The organism is Gallintestinimicrobium propionicum, from assembly GCF_025567525.1.
Taxonomy (GTDB): domain Bacteria; phylum Bacillota; class Clostridia; order Lachnospirales; family Lachnospiraceae; genus Gallintestinimicrobium; species Gallintestinimicrobium propionicum.
Map to the genome: position 1 here is coordinate 13,457 of NZ_JAOQJY010000008.1, position 15,890 is coordinate 29,346.

The 15,890-nt window shown below is 49.6% G+C and carries 14 protein-coding genes; 4 read left to right on the top strand and 10 right to left on the bottom strand.

Annotated features, from left to right (window positions below; all coding sequences use genetic code 11):
• From OCV62_RS07565 to gap, 7 genes are all read right to left on the bottom strand, one after another.
• A partial coding sequence (locus OCV62_RS07565; RefSeq protein ID WP_262585898.1) for a spore coat protein occupies nucleotides 1-178 on the bottom strand: 178 nt, incomplete at its 3' end.
• A 20-nt stretch (nucleotides 179-198) separates the two neighbouring features.
• On the bottom strand, nucleotides 199-381 hold the full coding sequence (locus OCV62_RS07570; protein ID WP_021914755.1) for a hypothetical protein: 183 nt from the start codon (nucleotides 379-381) through the stop codon (nucleotides 199-201).
• Between the two features lie 178 nt (nucleotides 382-559).
• On the bottom strand, nucleotides 560-1,642 hold the full coding sequence (locus OCV62_RS07575) for an RsiV family protein (protein ID WP_262585798.1): 1,083 nt from the start codon (nucleotides 1,640-1,642) through the stop codon (nucleotides 560-562).
• Between the two features lie 108 nt (nucleotides 1,643-1,750).
• Nucleotides 1,751-3,199, bottom strand: coding sequence for a glycogen synthase GlgA (gene glgA, locus OCV62_RS07580; RefSeq protein WP_021914757.1), 1,449 nt, complete (start codon nucleotides 3,197-3,199; stop codon nucleotides 1,751-1,753).
• A 314-nt stretch (nucleotides 3,200-3,513) separates the two neighbouring features.
• Nucleotides 3,514-4,263, bottom strand: coding sequence for a triose-phosphate isomerase (gene tpiA, locus OCV62_RS07585; RefSeq protein WP_117959478.1), 750 nt, complete (start codon nucleotides 4,261-4,263; stop codon nucleotides 3,514-3,516).
• A 20-nt stretch (nucleotides 4,264-4,283) separates the two neighbouring features.
• Nucleotides 4,284-5,510 carry a phosphoglycerate kinase gene (locus OCV62_RS07590; RefSeq protein WP_021914618.1) on the bottom strand — a complete coding sequence of 409 codons (1,227 nt, stop codon included), beginning with the start codon at nucleotides 5,508-5,510 and terminating at the stop codon, nucleotides 4,284-4,286.
• Between the two features lie 131 nt (nucleotides 5,511-5,641).
• On the bottom strand, nucleotides 5,642-6,661 hold the full coding sequence (gap, locus tag OCV62_RS07595) for a type I glyceraldehyde-3-phosphate dehydrogenase (protein ID WP_021914617.1): 1,020 nt from the start codon (nucleotides 6,659-6,661) through the stop codon (nucleotides 5,642-5,644).
• Nucleotides 6,662-6,876: 215 nt separating this feature from the next.
• Between gap and OCV62_RS07600 the strand changes: the two genes are divergently transcribed.
• Nucleotides 6,877-7,695: a histidinol-phosphatase HisJ family protein gene (locus tag OCV62_RS07600; protein WP_262585799.1), complete on the top strand. Its 819-nt coding sequence runs from the start codon at nucleotides 6,877-6,879 to the stop codon at nucleotides 7,693-7,695.
• A 97-nt stretch (nucleotides 7,696-7,792) separates the two neighbouring features.
• On the opposite strand, the gene OCV62_RS07605 is transcribed toward OCV62_RS07600, so the two are convergent.
• Genes OCV62_RS07605 through OCV62_RS07615 form a run of 3 tightly spaced genes read right to left on the bottom strand, consistent with a single transcriptional unit; the run spans nucleotide 7,793 to nucleotide 13,635 of the window.
• Nucleotides 7,793-8,623 (bottom strand): hypothetical protein, encoded by an 831-nt coding sequence (locus tag OCV62_RS07605; RefSeq protein ID WP_262585800.1) that lies wholly within the window; start codon nucleotides 8,621-8,623, stop codon nucleotides 7,793-7,795.
• A 20-nt stretch (nucleotides 8,624-8,643) separates the two neighbouring features.
• On the bottom strand, nucleotides 8,644-10,062 hold the full coding sequence (locus OCV62_RS07610) for a DUF5716 family protein (RefSeq protein ID WP_262585801.1): 1,419 nt from the start codon (nucleotides 10,060-10,062) through the stop codon (nucleotides 8,644-8,646).
• A gap of 12 nt (nucleotides 10,063-10,074) precedes the next feature.
• Nucleotides 10,075-13,635 (bottom strand): DUF5717 family protein, encoded by a 3,561-nt coding sequence (locus OCV62_RS07615; RefSeq protein ID WP_262585802.1) that lies wholly within the window; start codon nucleotides 13,633-13,635, stop codon nucleotides 10,075-10,077.
• Between the two features lie 177 nt (nucleotides 13,636-13,812).
• Between OCV62_RS07615 and OCV62_RS07620 the strand changes: the two genes are divergently transcribed.
• The 3 genes from OCV62_RS07620 to OCV62_RS07630 are packed head-to-tail and all read left to right on the top strand — an operon-like array spanning nucleotide 13,813 to nucleotide 15,706.
• A complete protein-coding gene (locus tag OCV62_RS07620) occupies nucleotides 13,813-14,181 on the top strand; it encodes a GntR family transcriptional regulator (RefSeq protein ID WP_021914612.1) in 369 nt (122 codons plus the stop codon).
• On the top strand, nucleotides 14,178-14,897 hold the full coding sequence (locus tag OCV62_RS07625; protein WP_262585803.1) for an ABC transporter ATP-binding protein: 720 nt from the start codon (nucleotides 14,178-14,180) through the stop codon (nucleotides 14,895-14,897). Before OCV62_RS07620 ends, OCV62_RS07625 begins: the two co-directional genes overlap by 4 nt.
• Nucleotides 14,882-15,706 (top strand): hypothetical protein, encoded by an 825-nt coding sequence (locus OCV62_RS07630; protein WP_262585805.1) that lies wholly within the window; start codon nucleotides 14,882-14,884, stop codon nucleotides 15,704-15,706. Before OCV62_RS07625 ends, OCV62_RS07630 begins: the two co-directional genes overlap by 16 nt.
• Nucleotides 15,707-15,890: the final 184 nt, after the last annotated feature.

Sequence of the window (15,890 nt, forward strand, 5' to 3'; positions counted from 1 at the left end):
ATTTTTCCCGTGCGATCTGATACAGCTCTTCCTGAGACTGCTCGCACGCAGCCCGAAACTGTTTCAGGGTTGTTTTTAACTCTTTATTTTCTGTCTGCGGAATCATCTCGCCAAACCGCATCAGTTCTCCGTTGATTCCTGCCAGCGTGTCTGCTACCATCGTCTTATCTTCAAACATATTCCTCTCCTTGCCCCTGCTCAGCGCAGGAAATCCATCAACGCCTGCTTGTTCTCCATCGCGGACTTCGCGCCTTTTTCGAAAAACTGCTTCACTTTCGCATCCTGTGCGCACTCCGCATATTCCTGCATCTTGCAATGCGTCGTATCGTATCCGCCAATCAAGTGACGTAAATTCTGCAGTTCCAGTTCCGATAAGTTCATATTTTCCTCTCATTTCTGCGCACGCTTTTTGCGCATGTCGAGTTTGTGTCAAGTGCGCTCAGACACAAATCTCGCGATTGAAAAATTTTATTTTTCAATCTTCTGCCTTCGTTTCTACAGATATTTTTACTTGAAAACCGCACGGTTTTCCTGATGAGTATTTCCGAACCACAGAATTTTATTCACGATCATCCTCGATCGGCAGCTCTGCCTCCACATAGCCCTCTTCCGGCAGGGCAATTGTGTACGGCTCCAGATAGCAGACGATCGCTGTTTCCGTAAAATACCAGCCAATTTTCTCCGGATTCAACACTGCAATTTTTTCCTCCGCATCCGCATAATAAACGCCCGGATTTTCGCGCAGTTTGTCCCGATACGCCTCCTGCAGCAGCTGATAACATTCCTCTCTGGATTTTCCCAACAATTTTTCCAGCGTCACCTGCTGCCCGCTTTCGAGATCAAGCACATAACTTTCCCGGTGCGGGATTTTTTTCAAGTTTCCTTCCTTTAAATCAGAATCCAGCAAAACGCTCACATACTGCCCTTTCGTGCACACCCGACTGACGCGATAGCGCTCTGTCCAACTGCCCGTCCATCCGCTGTCTTTGCTCTCCCGATAGATTTCCAACGCGGCTTGTCGGATGGAATCCCCATCCGCTTCATAAATGCGCAGCTTTTCATTTTTCCAGTCCTCGAAAAAACGATTGACCTGCAGGACTCCGCCCGCCTTCCCGGCAAAATACGGCCACGACAGCTGCAGCTGATACAGCACCGTCCCATCTTCCGCATGAAAATTTTCCTGCACCGTTTTTACCTGATACGTTACGCTGCCGCTTCCACCCCCAAGCAGGCTTCCCGACCGCCCGGATTCTGTCGCGCGCACATTTTCTGTCACACGCCCGGATTCTGCCACGCTCCCGCTTCCAATCCATGTCGATGCACGCTGCCATTCAGACGTTTGCAGCTGTCCATTTCTGCCCTGTCCGCCGTTTTGCAAATTCTGATCTGATGCGTGCACCTGTTCCGATGTGCGTGCCCGTTCTCCCGTTTCAGAGTTGCCCGAATTTCCATGAAACTGTTTTGCATTGTCTGTATTTTGTTCTACGCCCTGCTGCACCTCTCCCATCTGGCTTTCCACAGAGTTTTCTTCTTTTTCACTCAGATCGCCTTTTTGACCGCATCCGTTTACTCCAATTCCAATCCCGAGGAGCAGACACAGACACGCAACCGCGGACAAAAGCGCCCTTTGCCGTTTTATCATCGCATTCTGCCTTTCCTTTTTTCACAGAATGCCCGCACCGCGAAAGTTTTATACAAAAAAACTGCAGACCTTTCAGCCTGCAGCTTTCCTATTTCATTCTGATTCTATTCAACGTCCGATCAGCCAGTCATACATCTCCTGATATTTCTGTGCGGAAACATTCCAGGAGAAGTCCGCTGCCATCGCACGGTCGATGATCTTATTCCACTCGCGCTTCTTATCATAGTAGATCTGTTCTGCATAACGAATCGTTGCGAGCATTTCATGGGCGTTATAATTCGTAAAGGAGAATCCGGTTCCGGTTCCTTCGAATTCGTTGTAAGGCCATACGGTATCTTTTAAACCGCCGGTCTCGCGGACAATCGGAACAGTTCCGTAACGCAGGCTCATCAGCTGGCTTAAACCGCAGGGCTCAAACAGCGACGGCATCAAAAATGCATCGCTTGCCGCATAAATCCGATGGGACAGCTCTTCAGAATAATAAATCTGTGCGGAAACCTTGCCGTTATATTTCCATGCAAAATGGCGAAACATGTTTTCATAACGTTCTTCACCGGTACCCAGTACGATAATCTGGACATTATCCTGACACAGCTCATCCATCATGTATGCAATCAGATCGAAGCCCTTCTGGTCAGTCAGTCTGGATACGATACCGATTAGCATCGTCTTGTCATTCTGCTCCAGCCCCATATCCGCCTGCAGGGCACGTTTATTCTTAATCTTCTCTTTTCGGAAGTTCACTGCATTATAACGGTTCGTGATGTAAGGATCCGTCTCCGGATTGAACGCATCATAGTCGATACCATTCAAAATACCACGCAGGTCATTCGAACGTGCACGGAGCAATCCGTCCAAGCCTTCGCCATAAAACGGTGTCTTGATCTCTTCTGCATAGGTCGGGCTTACGGTTGTAATCGCATCCGCATATACCAGACCGCCTTTTAACAGGTTTGCATCCTTGTATGCTTCCAGCTTATCCGGTGCAAAATAGTAATCCGGCAATCCGGTAATGCTCTGAACCTCCTTGATACTCCATTTGCCCTGGAATTTCAGGTTATGGATCGTCATAACTGTCTTGATACCCCGATAAAACTCACCGCCTGCAAAGCGTTCATGCAGATATACCGGAATCAGACCAGTCTGCCAGTCATGACAGTGAATCAAATCCGGTCTGAAACCGATCACCGGCAGAATCGACAGCGCAGCTTTTGAGAAAAATGCAAACTTTTCAATTTCAAATAAAGCGTTGTCACAGTACGGCTTAAAACCGTTAAAATAATATTCGTTATCAATAAAATAATATTTAATCCCATCGTATTCTGCTTCCAGAATGCCGACATATTCGTTTTTCCAGTTAAATTCCATGTAGAAGTGATCTCTGTAATGGAGCATATCCTTCTTATCCTGATGCATGCAGTTATACTTGGGCAGGATAACCCTCACATCATAATATTCCTTATCAATGCCCTTCGGCAGTGATCCAACCACATCTGCCAGTCCGCCTGTCTTGATAAATGGCACACCTTCTGATGCGATGAACAAAATGTTTTTCATGATACATCCTCCCACTTGATTATAATCCTCGGAATAAACCCCGTTTATTATATTCATTATACATCATTCCTGCCTTTTGTTAAAGGGGCATTTGTGGGAAATGTAAAGAACCTATACGGTAAAATAGAATGTACCTTGGCACATTCTCGCGCCGAGGCGCGGTTGCTTCGGCAACCATCTACCCTTGCGCCGAGTGCGCATCCTCGCGGAGCGTTTTTTATCATATGGAAATGAAGTTTTCATACGATAAAAAAGGGCTGACGCCCGACAAATATTGCCGAAGCGCCAGCCCTGTCTCTGCACAAAGTCAGATCTTATTTGTAATTTACAATTTTGCCAAAATCAGCCTTCAGAGATGCGCCGCCAACCAGACCGCCATCGATATCAGGCTGTGCAAACAGCTCTGCTGCATTGCCGGCATTTACAGAACCGCCGTACTGGATACGAACAGCTTCTGCAGTATCGGTATCATACATCTCAGCGATGCATTCACGGATACCCTTGCAGACTTCTTCTGCCTGCTCGGTGGTAGCGGTCTTGCCGGTACCGATTGCCCAGATAGGCTCGTATGCAATAACCATGCCCTTAACCTGATCTGCGGTAACGTCAGCCAGATCAGATTTGATCTGCAGACGGATCCAGTCCATGGTAACGCCCATTTCTCTCTGCTCCAGAGTCTCGCCGCAGCAAAGGATCGGGATCAGACCTTTTTCCAGAGCCTTCTTCACCTTCTTGTTCAGCAGGCAGTCACACTCTTTGAAGTAGTCACGTCTCTCGGAATGACCGATGATAACATATTTTACGCCAGCATCCAGCAGCATGTCTGCAGAGATTTCTCCGGTGTAAGCACCCTTTTCTTCGAAGTACATGTTCTCAGCACCAACTTCAACGTTTGTGCCTTTTACAGCTTCTACTACAGGTACGATGTCGATTGCAGGTACGCAGTAAACTACGTCTACATCGTCAGATTTTACAAGGTCTTTTAAGGTATTGCACAGTTCTACAGCCTGGCTGGGAGTCATGTTCATCTTCCAGTTGCCGGCTACGATCTTTCTTCTTGCCATGATAAATTGGTCTCCTTTGTTTACTCTTTGTCGTCTGCTGCTGCTACGCCAGGAAGCTCTTTGCCTTCCAGGAATTCCAGGGAAGCGCCGCCGCCGGTGGAGATGTGGCTCATCTTGTCAGCGAAACCAAGCTGGTTTACAGCTGCTGCGGAGTCACCGCCGCCGATGATGGTGGTAGCATCTGTTTCAGCCAGAGCTTTCGCTACAGCGATAGTACCTTTTGCCAGAACAGGGTTCTCGAATACACCCATAGGTCCGTTCCAAACAACAGTCTTAGCTGTCTTAGCAGCCTCTGCGAACAGTTCTGCAGATTTCGGTCCGATATCCAGGCCGATCTTGTCAGCAGGGATATTCTCAACATCAACATAGTCAACCGGGATCTCAGCATCGATCGGGTTCGGGAAAGCGTCAGCTACAGCTGCGTCTACCGGCAGAATCAGCTTCTTGCCCAGCTTCTCAGCCTTAGCCATCATTTCCTTACAGTAGTCGATCTTCTCTTCGTCAACCAGAGACTTACCGATCTCAAGACCCTGAGCCTTTAAGAAAGTAAATGCCATACCGCCGCCGATGATCAGAGTGTCGCATTTCTCCAGCAGGTTGGAGATAACGTTTAACTTATCTGCAACCTTAGCGCCGCCCAGAATCGCTACGAAAGGTCTAACCGGGTTCTCAACTGCATTGCCCAGGAAGTTGATTTCTTTCTGCATCAGATAACCAACAACATTGGAGCCGCCTTTTTCGGTGATGAACTTGGTAACGCCTGCAACAGATGCATGTGCTCTGTGAGAAGAACCAAATGCATCGCATACATAATCGTCAGCCAGATCAGCCAGCTCTTTGCTGAACTCTTCGCCGTTCTTGGTCTCTTCTTTGCCGCGGAAACGGGTATTCTGCAGCAGAACAACATCGCCGTCTTTCATTTCAGCAACAGCCTTGGTAGCTGCTTCGCCGGTTACATTGTAATCTGCAACGAATTTTACCTCTTTGCCCAGCTTCTCGGACAGTCTTACTGCTACAGGAGCTAAAGACTCGCCTTCGTTGGGGCCGTTCTTTACTTTGCCCAGATGAGAGCAAAGGATAACCTTGCCGCCATCGTTGATCAGCTTCTTGATTGTAGGAAGCGCTGCAACGATACGAGTTTCATCTGTGATCACGCCATCCTTTAACGGAACGTTAAAGTCGCATCTTACCAGAACTCTTTTGCCTTTTACGTTGATGTCATCAACGGTTTTCTTGTTTAAGCCCATGATAGGAACCTCCTGAAATTTTAACTGTTATCGTATGGAAACAAAGTTTCCGATACGATGAAAAGAGGCCCGGTCCTTCTCAGACCGGACCTCCAATGGCCTTTGTCTTATACGAAAAAGCCTAACGCCAATTAAGCGTTCAGCAGTTTGCCGAAGTGCTTGATGGTACGAACCATCTGGCTGGTGTAGGAGTTCTCGTTGTCGTACCAGGAAACAACCTGTACTTCAGACAGCTCGTCGTTGATAGGCAGAACCATGGTCTGAGTTGCATCGAACAGAGAACCATATCTCATGCCAACGATATCGCTGGATACGATCTCATCGGTGTTGTAACCGAAGGACTCATTAGAAGCAGCCTTCATAGCGTCGTTGATTGCTTCCTTTGTAGGGTTGCCCTTAACAACTGCAGTCAGAATGGTGGTAGAACCTGTAGGGGTAGGTACACGCTGAGCGGAACCGATCAGCTTGCCGTTCAGTTCAGGGATAACCAGGCCGATTGCCTTAGCTGCGCCAGTGCTGTTAGGAACGATGTTAACAGCTGCTGCACGGGATCTTCTCAGATCGCCTTTTCTCTGAGGACCATCCAGAGTCATCTGATCGCCAGTGTAAGCGTGGATGGTGCACATGATACCAGACTGGATCGGGAAGTTGTCGTTCAGAGCCTTAGCCATAGGTGCCAGACAGTTGGTTGTGCAGGATGCAGCGGAGATGATGGTATCTTCGTTGGTAAGGGACTCATGGTTTACATTGTAAACGATGGTAGGCAGATCGTTGCCTGCAGGAGCAGAAATAACAACGTGCTTAGCGCCTGCATCGATATGAGCCTGAGCCTTAGCCTTAGAGGTGTAGAAGCCGGTGCACTCCAGAACTACGTCAACACCGATTTCGCCCCAAGGAAGCTCTGCTGCGTTAGCCTTAGCGTAGATCTTGATCTCTTTGCCATCAACGATGATGGAATCTTCGCCTGCTTCAACCTTATCAGCCAGTGCATATCTGCCCTGAGTGGAATCATATTTCAGTAAGTGAGCCAGCATCTTGGGAGATGTCAGGTCGTTGATTGCAACGATCTCAAATCCTTCTGCGCCAAACATCTGTCTGAAAGCCAGACGACCGATACGGCCAAAACCATTAATTGCTACTTTTACTGCCATTTTAGTTTCCTCCTAAAAATGTTTTGAAATTCTTTTGTCAGACAAGCTGTCCGATCAAAGGGCAGTATGCTTGACAAAATTTTATCAGCACAATTATTCTACCTAATTTGTTTCAAAATATCAAGATGTAAAATTAAAAATATTGGAAACATACGTCGTTTTTATGCTATACTTTGGAATGAAAAATCAACAAACACCAACAGGAGGAGTTTTTCATGCCAATTTTAGCAGACTATCATATGCACTCCAGCTTTTCCGGAGACTCCAGAGCGCCCATGCAGGACATGGCAGCGCGCGCCATCGCACTCGGTTATCAGGAAATATGCTTTACCGAGCATATGGACCTGCACTATCCTGCTTCCGAAGAGTGTCCCGAAGACATGTTTTTATTAAATACCGATTCCTATCTCTATGATCTGCTCCGCGCCAGGGAGAAATTCGGGGAACAGATTAATATTAAATTCGGCGTTGAACTGGGACTCCAGCCAGATTACCTCAAAGAAATTTCCGACTACGCAAGATCCTATGATTTTGACTTTATCATCGGCTCCACCCATGTCGTACAGCATCAGGATCCTGCTTTTCCCTCTTATTATGAAGGAATCACAACTGAGGAGGGCTACCGCGCCTACTTTAATGAAATCCTGACATCCATCCGCTCCTTTACCAATTTCGATATTTACGGACATATCGACTATGTGATCCGTTACAGCAAAACAAAGGATTTAAACTACTGCTATGAACAGTATGCGGATATTTTTGACCCCATCATTGAAACGCTGATCGCCAACGGCAAAGGCATCGAAATCAACACCGCCGGTCTGGATAAAGGCTTAAAGGAGCAGCATCCCTGCACCGAATTCATCCGTCAGTACCGCAAAAAAGGCGGTGAGATCATCACAGTCGGCTCCGATGCACACCGCCCGGAGGATATTGGACGCCATTTCGACCACGCAGCTGACGTGCTGAAAGCATGCGGATTCTCTTATTACTGCACGTTTGAGAAACGGGTACCGGCTTTTCATAAGCTGTAAATACAAGCCGCCAGGAATTTTTATGTTCCTTTTACAGAAAAGATGAGGCAGCTGCACTGACGTGTGGCTGCCTCATCTTACGATAACAACTCCGGTATCACGAAACCGCTTCCCGGTATTCTTTTTCCAGCTCTTTGATTTTATCTGCCAGCTGCTTTTGGCAAATATCTCCGGAACCATTTTGCAAAGCCCCCTCCATGGACGCACAAAAGACCTGTCCTGGCGTACCCTGCCATTTCTGCCTGCAGTCCTTTAGCTGTTCCTCCACCAGAAGCGAAATCTGGTACAGCTCTGGATTTTTCGCCAGAAAATCCACATATTCCTGCTCAGACAGTCCCATCCGTTTTGCCGCCAGAAACCCGGCCGCGCTTCTTTTATCCCGCAGAAGCTTCCACGCTTTTTCATACGCGGCTGCCGCCCGATCGAACAAAAACAGTCCTGCATAAGCGCAGCCCGCATTATGATACACACTCCCGACGATCTCCGGCTTTGCGCCGGTCAGCTGTTTCATCAGCGGCTCATATTCCTGCAGCGCGCGGAAATATTTTCCGGATTCGAGGAAATAATCCCCCCGTGCCTTCGCCCGGTCGGTTTCGTTATTTCCCGCATTCGTCTGCAGGATTTTCTGCACCTGCAGCGCCTGCTCCTGCGGACAGTATCCGGTATACGAAAACAGACATGCCGCAAACGCCGTCACACAGTCCTCTTCTTTCAGGCTGTCATTTAACAGCACCGCAAGCTTTGGCAAACCGCACTGCTGCGCAACCCAGTCGATCAGCTCTTTTGTCAGCAGCTCCGGCTCCATTATCCATGCGTTTTCCCGAATAAAATAGCACAGTTCTTCGATATTCCAGATATGTACTTTTGCTTTTTCAAAATAGTAGGGCAATTCTGCGTTCTGCCCCAGACACAGATATACACGTCCCATGATTTTCCTCTAAAATTCGTCTATGATTCTGCCAAAACCGGCGGCGCAGCGGATTTTGCATCAGCGCCTGCTGCACTCTGTTCTGACGCCACAGTTGCAGTGTCTGTCGTATCGGCACCTGCTGACGCCTGGGCTGCAGTGCTGCTGCCTGCCGCAGTATCCGGCTGCCCGATCGAAATCGTCTTCTCCCAGAACTGGTGCGTCGCCGGGAAGAACTCTCCGAAGCCGAAATCTTCCATGTTCAAGCGCAGCGTCGTCAGATCCGCCATGTCGATCTGCAGGTGGATGCGCGTTGTGCGCGCCGGACGCTGTGGAAGTCCGGTCAGCGCGATCTCCACATCCCGGATCTCGCCGCCGTTTAGCGGTGTAATCCGCAGCGAAAAGCGGTTCTCCTCTTCCAGTAAGAAGTCGATCTCCGCCTTTGCATCGTACCAGTTCGTCCCGGCATCCAGAAGCGGATGGCAGCTGTCCTGCCCGCGCTTTTCCACATACAGACTGATGTTTGCCTTTAACATGTCTTTTCCCAGGAACACATACCCTTCGGAAACGCTGCCGGGCGTCATACGCTGGCGCGCCGCATAACAAGCTCCCTTGCTGTAAAGGTTGTTGCCCAGAAACACCCGGCGTTCCTGGCACAGAAACCGCAGCGATTCCTGATACCATTCTCCCAAAAAGCCTTCGCCAATCAGGTAGACACAGCTAATATTTCTATCGCCGATCACCGCTTTCATTGTCTCTAAAAAGCGCTGATCCAGATCTTCTCTGCCTGCCGCCACTTCCTTCCAGTCCGCTTCCTCCACAAAGCAGGCGACCGGAGATGTTTTCCGGTTTGCCGTAAACAGAAGCGTATGCAGAAACGTGCCGGAAAAATCACACAGAAGCACGTCCTGTTTCCAGAGCTCTTCGGGTTGGCAGATATTATAATAGAAAAAACTCTCCGCGCGTCCGATCAGAAACAGACTCGCATTTTTCAGACCGAGCATGCCGACCGCATCCGTCACTGCTGACAATACGGGTACAGACACCTCCGGTACAGAAAAGACGAGCGCCTGCAGGCGTTCCGGGCGCACGATCGGTGCAAGCAGCGACATCGTCCGTTTTAAAAACAGGGAAAGCAGCGCAATCGAACTATAGTTCTGTCCGCCTACCTCCACCATTTCCTGGTGTGCTGCCTTCGTCAGCAGTCCGTCAGCGAGAAAAACCTCTCCAGTCGCTGCCGCTGCCTGCGCTTTCGGTCCGTACACCCAAAGATCTTGATCGGTATACCGTCCCAGCAGCGCCGGAATCAGATACTGCTCCTGATCCGCCTGCAGGCTGATCGTCTTTGGACAGGGTTCTCCCGGCAGACAATAGCTGATTTGCGCATATGCATCCGTCAGATCATAGCCAGCCGTTGCCTGCCGTTTGTTTTCTTCTTTTTCCCTGTGTTCTAAAAACATATCTCCTTCTCCCTATTTCAGCATTCCAAACAGCCGTTTTGCACAAAACGCGGTATACAGGTAGCTTTGCGTCCGCTCCTTCTGCGCCGATAAATCCTCCTGCAAAAGCTGTGCCTGTGCCATTTCATAAAGCCTTGCGTACCTGCCCTGCATTGCCTCTGCAGCTTCCTCCTGTGCAAGCAACATGCCATTTTCCAAAATTTTTTCCGGCCTTTCGGACACTGTGATATAATACTGCAGCCGCTCTCCCGGAAACAGAATAAATCCCGCCGCATAAATGCCGTCGCAGACGCATGGAAGCTCCATTTCATGATACTGCGCTTCCGCCAGTTCCCCTTCCACTCTCCGATAGTTCAAAACCAGCTGTTTTTCGGGTTCTCCTTCATATACGACAAAGGTTTTGTCCAGAATCTCCCAAACCTCCGGCACAAGGTCTGCAAACTGCTGCAGCACCGGAAGCAGGCAGTTTTCTTCAAATAACTCCCTGATAATTTTAGCCACCTGACCGCGGTTTTTTTCCTCTAACATGCCTTTGTTTTTGGCGTAATACTGCAGCGCCGCAATTTTGCACAGCCTGCTTACCTTTGCACCCCATCTGCAGAGCCGCAAAATCATCTGCACCATATATCGGTGGATCGGTTGCTTTAAAATCACATTTGCATAGGCGCAGCGGTACAAAAATGCCTCTTCCAGCTCCGGACTGCCGCCCGCACTGATATAATCCCGCAAAAGATCCATCCGCTCCGTCACATCCTGCCCGGTAAACAATAGCTGAACCAGCAGCTTCCTGTTGATTTTCCAGATGTCGATTTCAAAATTTTTTGCCGCCTGCAATAGCACTTCCAGCTCGCTGCAGCTTCCCTCGTAAGCATCCGCCAGATACTGTAAAATCCGATCGTCATATTTTCCGTTCAGCGCAGCCTGCGCACACAGAAGCATCAGGCGCTTTTCTTCGAGATGGCTTTCTTTTGCCAGAAGTCTGCTGCAAAGGCGCATCAGCTCCGCCGGCTCAAGTTTGCAAAAGCATTGACCGGCAAGCCACTCATATGCTTTGTCATAAAAACCGTGCAGAATCATCAGTCGCGCCATGCATAGCCTGTCCTTTTCCGCAATCTGCTCTTTGGACACTGTCCGCAAAAAGGCGTTCAGCTCCTTATTTTTCTCCTGTTCGGACAGCCACACCGCCAGCCGGCAGCGAAGCTCCTGCCCGTAAACATCCTCCAGCTGTCTGTTTGTACAAAGCTTCGTCCAGACGGCGATCTGATCGAGTTCCGAAAGCTTTCTTTTTTCCGCTTCCAATAAAAACGCAATGCTCTCTGTGCCCCATTCCCGCAGTGCTTCCATTCCCCAGGCAGAAACCGCATTCTGAAACGAAAGCAGCTCTTTCCTGTCAACAGTCACCAGACAGCGGTTCTGCTCTTCGTCTTCTGTAAAAAGCAAATCCTCCGGATCGTAAACGGACACGCAGGCTTTTCCATCCTGCAGCCAGTAAGTCTCTTCGCCTTTCAGTCTGCGATGAACGACGATCAGCTTGCGGCATTCCTTGCGGTTCAATACAACTTCAGTGCTTCCGAGCAGTGAAGTAATCGTCTCCCCCTGCGTTTTGTCAAGCGCCAACGCCGGCAAATTTTCCCTGTACAGCCAAGACAGATGCCGGTTGATTCTTCCCTTATTCAGACAGTCCAGCAGAAAATGGTCCATCTCCGGCTTGTAGGTGATGTAAAGCTCCGGGTCCTTTGTCTTGCATCGCTCCACGCACGAATACAGCCACGCCGCATATTCCCAGTCCAGGTTGCACTGGTAGGCAAAATACAGCAGCACGCTTTTGGGCGGCTCAATATCCCGCGACAGATCGGTGCTCAACAGATAATATTCATACAGACGCGTGACGCGCAGCTTGTTTTCCACACCTCTTTCATACCAGACATGCCACTTTTGCTCGCATTTGTTCCCTTTGATCAATAACGAACAGATCGCCTGCAAAATAGCTGTGGACTGCGTTTTTTCCCAGCTGCGTTCCAGAATTTCAAACAAAACCGGCTCGAAATATTTTTCCCGGCAGGCAAGCTCTGCAGCCTGTCCGCAAAGATTTTCATTCAAAAGCCCTTTCCGTGCGCCATAAACTAAAACCCTGCGCACAATCGGGTCTAGCCCCGTCAAAAGCGCCGGATCTGCGTTCAGCAAAAGCACCGCTTCCTGATACAACAGCGGGCTTACGCAGCCTTTCTGGAACTGTTCCTGCAAAAACTGCCACTTCCGGTAGGTGCTCCGGTTGATCTCATGGGATAAAAACAGCATCAGCCACGCAATCCGCCATTCTTCCGGGTAACGGGTATAAATTTCCTCCACCCGCGCGGCGGCACGCTTCACATATTCCTCGCGCTTATCGTATAGTGTCGTCAGATACAGATAATAGCTGACGACCGCCGGGCTTTCTCCCTCCAGCATCGGGCGCAGCTGCTTTAACATCCAGCCGGCCTCTTCTGTTTTGTTTTCCGTCAATAACAGCTGTGCGGAAAAAAGCTTTGGCACGATACTTTTCCGATCCAGGACAGCCAGTTCTTCCACACATTCCCGCACCTTTTCCTGCCAGTCTGCCAGGTCGATCTGCTTTGCGCGCAGCTTTAAATAAAGCTCTGTCAGACGGATCGTATATTTTTTCTGGCGGCTTTTTTTTTCGGTTTCCGCAGACAGTCCCGTTTTCCGGCGGGTCGCTGTGACACCGACCAAAAAGCTGCCCCGGCTCCACGAAACCGTCACCGTCCCGAAATTTTTCCCGTCATGGAGCTTTTCTTCCGATATATAAACCGGCAGGCGACAGAGATTGCCTAAAAAGTCGTCCTCCCCGATTCTGTTTTTTTCCAGAAACAAAAAATCGTCCTCTGTCTGTACCTTCAGGCTGACCGGTCCCCAGCCATTTTTTAAAATCGGCAGCTCTTCCCGTACCGTTTCCTGTACGTCTTTGACCTGAATTTCCGGTTTGGCAGCAGTAAAGGTCAGTGCCTGCTTGCAGCCGTTTTCCTCCAGAAATGTCTCGACGTTGGAGCTGTTATAGTATCCGGCGGACAGCCCCCGGTACAAAAGCCAGGTCTTTTCGCCTTCTTTTTTACAGATTTCTGCAAACGGTTTGCTGTAAAAAAACTGTACCGCCGTTTTCCAGTCCGTGCGCGCAAGCTCTGTAAATCCGGCAAGCGTCGAGACTTTTCCTGCAATTCCTGCTGCCGCCTCTCTGCGCACCGTCACCTTCCACGGCAACGTGTATTCCCCGTAGTCCGATATGATCAGGAACTGTCCCTGCAGGCTATCGCCCTCCTGCAGCCCGTCTGCACAAAATCGGTACACGATTTTCTCCTGCACGCCGTTGAACCACTCCGTTTTACACTCCATCCGCTCATCCTTTGTCAGGACATAGCCTTGTGCCGGGATTTCTTCCTGTGATGCAAAAATGGTAAACGCGCCCTCTGCAGCTTCCCCCGGCGCAACAGACAGCTCTGCCAGCCGGACAGAAAACGTCAGCTTTCCTTCTATTCTGCGGTATTTTTCTGTCAGAATCTGCTCTTCCAGTCTTCTCACTTGCGTTCCCCTTTCTGCACATTTTTGCCTGCCGGGACGCTCCCGATCAGGCGGTCATTTCCAATAGTCTTACCTTTTATATTACCCTATTTCCGAATATCGCGCAAGGGATTGACAAATGCGTTCCGCTTAAGTATTATTGTATTAAATCAATCATACAAACAAGGAGGTGTTCACATGCCATGGGAACTTGATTCAGACAGACCTATTTACGCCCAGATTGTTGACCGGCTCAAGCATGAAATCGTATCCGGATTCTATCCGCCCGGCTCCCGGCTTCCCAGTGTCCGCGACCTCGCTGCACAGGCAAGCGTCAATCCGAACACCATGCAGAAAGCCTTCACCGAGCTGGAGCGTACCGGTCTGATTGTCACGCGCCGCACCAGCGGGCGGACGGTCACCGAAGATACTGCTTTGATTGAACAGGTGCGCAGTGAACTGGCAGAGCTTCAGATCAGTCAGTTTCTGACGCGGATGCAGCATCTCGGCTATCAGAAAGACGATAGTATCCGGCTGCTTTTGGCCAAAAAGGAGGAAAATTCATGACACAGACATCCGATACCCTGCTCCGCCTGCAGGACGTCAGCAAGCGCTTCGGCAAAAAAACAGCGCTTGACCATATCAGCCTCGAAATCGCTCCCGGCAGGATGGTCGGGCTTTTAGGCTCCAACGGCAGCGGCAAATCCACACTGATCAAACTCATCAACGGACTTTTGGTACCCTCGTCCGGACAAATTTTCATCTGCGGCCAGGCTCCCGGTCCCGAAACCAAGGCGATCGTTTCGTATCTGCCGGAGCGCACCTATCTGCCCGATACTGTCCGGGTAAAGGGACTGCTCTCTTTTTTCAGAGATTTTTATACAGACTTTGACGCTGCAAAGGCGGAGGAAATGTTGCAAAAGCTCGACATCGATCCGTCCAGCCCCTTAAAGACGCTCTCGAAGGGAACCCGTGAAAAGGTGCAGCTGATCATGGTCATGAGCCGCCGCGCCAGGGTCTATATTCTGGACGAGCCGATCGCCGGCGTCGATCCCGCCGCGCGTGATTACATTTTAAAGACCATTATCCAGGATTACAGCGAGGATGCGTCAATTCTGCTCTCCACACACTTGATTGCGGACGTCGAACAGCTTCTGGACGACGTTATTTTCCTGAAAGACGGACAGATCATTCTCTCTTCCAGCGTGGAGAAGATCCGGGACACCCGCCATCAGTCCGTAGACTCTTATTTCCGGGAGGTATTCTCATGCTCACAAAACTGATTTCCCATGAATGGAAAGATACGTTTAAAGTTCCTGCCCTTCTGCTCACTATCACAGTACTGCTTTCCGCCGCCAGCCTCGTATACTTCTCCGTTGCTGACCAAGCTACCGCCGACATAGATCTCAATGTGCGAAACTTTGTACTTTACATCGCATACATCCTGATTCTCAGCGGTCTTTCCATGATCCTGACAATCTATTTTGCTATCCGTTTTTATAAAAATCTCTATACCGACGAGGGCTATCTGATGCACACACTCCCTGTCAAGCCCTGGATGCTGATTGTCTCCAAGTTGACCATCGGAACCATCTGGTTTTACCTGATCGATTTGTTGTTGGTTGGCGCAATTACCTTGATCACCTTGATTGCCCTGCCCACGATGGCATATTTTTCTCCGGAAGATCTGTTGGAGCTTCGGACGATGTTCCAGTCGTACCACACGATTTTCACCGTTCCCTCCATACTCTTTCTGGCAATTCCCGTGATGATCATCGGCTCTGTCTTTTCCCTGCTTACCATCTATGCCTCGATCTCTTTGGGACAGCTGTTTTCCAGCCACAAGGTGCTCGCATCCATCCTGTGTTATCTCGGGCTGAGCACCATCCTTTCGACCGCTATGATGCTTCTGACCGCGCCTACGACCGCAGGCGTGTTCATCCTTCAATCGACTTCTGCGAATCCGATGGCTGATTTTGCCTCCATTTACTGGTCAATTATGCTGATTTCCCTGTTCGCAAATCTGGTTCTATGCGTTCCTGCTTTCTTGATCTGCAACTATGTAATGAAACGTTGTCTGAATCTTGATTAAACGAATCAACTGTACGCTTTGTAAAAGATCCGGTTATCCGGAAAAAACAACGCCCGCCAGGTTATCGTATAACCGACGGGTGCTGTTTTTTTCGTTTGCGCAGCTTTCGGCTTTGGCTGGTGTTCGGCACGGGCTTTGATCAGAGTCCGTTGCAACCAGCGTTCGATATATGTCGATCGCAGCG

Excerpts from the sequence above, each read along its gene's own strand:
- gap (WP_021914617.1), bottom strand. The coding sequence starts at position 6,661 with ATGGCAGTAAAAGTAGCAATTAATGGTTTTGGCCGTATCGGTCGTCTG.
- OCV62_RS07625 (WP_262585803.1), top strand. The coding sequence starts at position 14,178 with ATGACACAGACATCCGATACCCTGCTCCGCCTGCAGGACGTCAGCAAG.
- OCV62_RS07590 (WP_021914618.1), bottom strand. The coding sequence starts at position 5,510 with ATGGGCTTAAACAAGAAAACCGTTGATGACATCAACGTAAAAGGCAAA.
- OCV62_RS07575 (WP_262585798.1), bottom strand. The coding sequence starts at position 1,642 with ATGATAAAACGGCAAAGGGCGCTTTTGTCCGCGGTTGCGTGTCTGTGT.
- OCV62_RS07605 (WP_262585800.1), bottom strand. The coding sequence starts at position 8,623 with ATGGGACGTGTATATCTGTGTCTGGGGCAGAACGCAGAATTGCCCTAC.
- OCV62_RS07610 (WP_262585801.1), bottom strand. The coding sequence starts at position 10,062 with ATGTTTTTAGAACACAGGGAAAAAGAAGAAAACAAACGGCAGGCAACG.
- OCV62_RS07620 (WP_021914612.1), top strand. The coding sequence starts at position 13,813 with ATGCCATGGGAACTTGATTCAGACAGACCTATTTACGCCCAGATTGTT.
- tpiA (WP_117959478.1), bottom strand. The coding sequence starts at position 4,263 with ATGGCAAGAAGAAAGATCGTAGCCGGCAACTGGAAGATGAACATGACT.
- OCV62_RS07600 (WP_262585799.1), top strand. The coding sequence starts at position 6,877 with ATGCCAATTTTAGCAGACTATCATATGCACTCCAGCTTTTCCGGAGAC.
- OCV62_RS07630 (WP_262585805.1), top strand. The coding sequence starts at position 14,882 with ATGCTCACAAAACTGATTTCCCATGAATGGAAAGATACGTTTAAAGTT.
- glgA (WP_021914757.1), bottom strand. The coding sequence starts at position 3,199 with ATGAAAAACATTTTGTTCATCGCATCAGAAGGTGTGCCATTTATCAAG.
- OCV62_RS07570 (WP_021914755.1), bottom strand. The coding sequence starts at position 381 with ATGAACTTATCGGAACTGGAACTGCAGAATTTACGTCACTTGATTGGC.